The sequence below is a fragment of the Cupriavidus sp. D384 genome (genome assembly GCF_001652915.1).
In the GTDB taxonomy this organism is placed as follows: domain Bacteria; phylum Pseudomonadota; class Gammaproteobacteria; order Burkholderiales; family Burkholderiaceae; genus Cupriavidus.
This window is the reverse complement of record NZ_BBQI01000057.1, coordinates 1-2,857: the sequence shown is the minus strand read 5'-3', so window position 1 is coordinate 2,857 and position 2,857 is coordinate 1. Positions and strand designations below refer to the sequence as shown.

Below are 2,857 nucleotides of genomic sequence, written 5' to 3'. Positions count from 1 at the left end.
GTAGCGTTGGGTGGGATCCTCAAATCAACGCTTCATCCAGTCGTCGCGCTGACGTCCGCTGGAGGTATTTCAGCAGCCTGCTAGACGTCACTCCGATGCTGGACAAACAATAAGGGAGAGCGAGCACTCCCCCTTATTCGCTCCCGCTCGACTCGCTCTTAAATAGCCGCGTCCTTCAGCTTCTTCAGCGGACGAACCTTGACCTTCACCGATGCCGGCTTAGCAGCAAACCACTGATCTTGGCCAGTGAACGGATTCTTGCCGAAGCGCTTCTTCGTCGCCGGCACCTGGATGGCCGACACTTTGAACAGGCCCGGCAGCGTGAACTCGCCAGCGCCCTTCTTGTGGATCGAGCTCACGATAGTGTTCTCGAGGTGCGACAGGACCGTTTGCACCGTCTTCTTGTCCAGTTCAGTCTGGGCAACCAGGTGGGCCAGCAGGCTCGACTTGTTGAACGTATCCTTCAGCGGCTTTGCGACCGGCGCTGCTGCGGCCACCTTCTTCGCCGCCGGAGCCGCCTTCTTTGCTACGGGTGCAGCCTTCTTTGCCGGTGCTGCCGCCTTCTTTGCCGCAGTCTTCGGTGCGGCCGTCTTCTTCGTTGCCATGTGGCTCCTGTCGCAAAATACCGGCACGATTGCCGGAATCCGCGCAGCATAGCGAAAACTAGCGTAGGCGTGCAATGGGGGAATGCGAAACTCCCCTCCGGCTAGTCGCCCCGTGGATAACGGCTGCCTAGCAACCGCCGTAATTCTTTCGCCCGCTCGCGGTGATGGTATAGGTTCCGCCCCGCGGTCCCGTGTAGCAGGTCTGCGCGGACGGAGCACTGCGGGTTGAGACAAAAGAGTTTGCCGATCTTACGCCCACTGTGCTTGGGGTAGGCACAGTACCCGTAGAGGCGCGCCCGCCGCCCCGGTGGCAGTGATATTCCCCAGTCTTGCGGTTCGTGTGGCATCCATCAGCATCCAGGCCGCCGCCATGGGCGAACGCTGTACCGGTGAACAGCAAACCTGCAATGCAGGCGAAGAAGCCCCACTTGCATGCATCTAGAACGCCGCCAAGATGCCGCGTCGACTGAATTTTCATGGAACCCCGTCCCTTTAGTTTTTTGTATGTGTGCGTCGGAAGTTCCGGCGCATGCGGCAGATTTTCCTGCCAATGACCGACCGCTGACCATCCCGCGATAGTAGGAAGCCTCTTCGCGATCGCAGGTATCCCGCCTAGACGACGAGAATGCAGCCAGGCCACCGCATTGGCCCCTGGCTGCCCCTCCCTCCACTACTGCATCGACCTTCCGACTCGTGCCAACTCATCCAGAACAACGCCCTTGAACTGCTCGAACACAATCCAGTTGTTGTACTGAGCGCTCCAGTACCCTCGGCCCCGGCAAATCGGCTCTATGAGTTCCCGGACTGGCTCACACAGGGAGTGGAATACCACGATGTTGTTTATCGGCAATTCCCGGACCCGCACGGTCACCCCGTACACAGAAAACGTCCATACTCCGTCTCGCTGAAACATATGACCCTCCGTCGTTGAAAGAGTGGTCAGGCTAGTGGTCAGCGCGCTCTACAAATAGTCTCCAACAGTGGAAAGAACTGTAACGCACAGAATTTTTTCCATGCAAATCAAAGACATGGTCGACACGACGGACTCCGAGCACCTACCAACCTTCCTGGAGCAAGAGGCGGCGCTTGTCGCGTTCCTCGACTACTTTTGCCGGCCAGACGAGCGCGAAATGTGGGCCATAAAGGTAGCGCGAGCCCTAGCAGAGGATGCGCTCGAACGTCTGCGCAACGGCAAGCAACCTGCCGAGTACAACTCAGCAAACATCGCCGGTTTGGTCAGCCATAACGTGGCGCCCGAAGACGCAACAAGATGGCTCGCGGGCATATGGGCCAAGCTTAAGCGCCGGATGGACGAGCGCGAAGCGGGTATGCAGGACACTGCAGGGCAGGCTCATCTCCCCTTTTATGCCTGGCCAAGAAAGACTGCTAGTAGCGGCGGAGCCGGTAACAGCTCGACCTATGGCATCGCTTTCCTGCCAGTACCACAGGTGGAGGGGCAAGCTGAGGCCCCGCCCGTTAATGGCATTGCTTATGTACGCGACGTGACTCTGAGACCTCATTTTGGGTCAGGCCACTGGTCGAAGCTGGTTTCGCCCTCAAAGGATGGCGTCGAAATCTGTTCCTCGCCTACGGGCTGGGCGGCATGGCTATCGTTGGCTGCGTGCTTCTTGTCCTCTGGGTCATCGTCACAACTCAGGCCGCGCGGTTGCCCAGCGGACAGCTTTTCGCTCTTTTGCTGCTTGCCGGCCTGGTAGGCTGGGTGGGGTACACGCTCTTTCGGCCATTCTGGACACTGATTGACCGCCGGATAATCATGGCCCCGGACGCACTAGTCTCCCTGCGCGAACGAGGCGTTCAACTTGAGGCTGCAAAGGAGAACATGGAGGATGGGCAATCTGTTCGGATTGTCCGGCTGGTGAGGTACTCAGGACGTTGCCCAATCTGCAGTGAACACGTTTACCTGCACGACGGCCGGAAGGATTTTCCAGGCAGGCTTGTCGGCCGCTGCGACGAACATCCCTCCGAGCACGTCTATTCCTTCGATCGGCACACCAGAGTTGGCAAGCCGTTGCGGTAGCGCGATTCACGCCTTCATAAGCTCATATGGACAATTACCAAGAGCCGGCACCGCAAGCCCTCAAGGACGAGGTTCTGCGTAAAGTGGGCCGGAACCTGCTTTCCAATCAGCAGGTCGAGCAAATATTGAAAGTGTTGATTTGCACTGAGAACTGACCCACCTGACCCGGTAATTTGCATCGAATGTTGACCCACGTGTAGAACACTGTCCTGCT

General features: G+C 58.2%; 4 protein-coding genes. 1 reads left to right on the top strand and 3 read right to left on the bottom strand.

Annotated features, from left to right (window positions below; genetic code table 11):
* Nucleotides 1-158 precede the first annotated feature (158 nt).
* Together A9J21_RS14020 and A9J21_RS31000 are read right to left on the bottom strand one after the other, a co-directional pair.
* A complete protein-coding gene (locus A9J21_RS14020; protein WP_066736562.1) occupies nt 159-605 on the bottom strand; it encodes an HU family DNA-binding protein in 447 nt (148 codons plus the stop codon).
* A 127-nt stretch (nt 606-732) separates the two neighbouring features.
* The gene (locus A9J21_RS31000; protein WP_156545888.1) at nt 733-1,083 is read right to left on the bottom strand and encodes a YHYH domain-containing protein; all 351 of its coding nucleotides are present in this window, start codon (nt 1,081-1,083) and stop codon (nt 733-735) included.
* Nucleotides 1,084-1,618: 535 nt separating this feature from the next.
* Between A9J21_RS31000 and A9J21_RS31560 the strand changes: the two genes are divergently transcribed.
* Complete coding sequence (locus A9J21_RS31560) at nt 1,619-2,320, top strand: hypothetical protein (RefSeq protein ID WP_156545886.1); 702 nt, start codon at nt 1,619-1,621, stop codon at nt 2,318-2,320.
* 337 nt (nt 2,321-2,657) lie between these two features.
* Here A9J21_RS31560 and A9J21_RS32335 read toward each other — a convergent pair.
* On the bottom strand, nt 2,658-2,857 hold a 200-nt coding region (locus A9J21_RS32335), incomplete at its 5' end, for a hypothetical protein (RefSeq protein WP_231906927.1).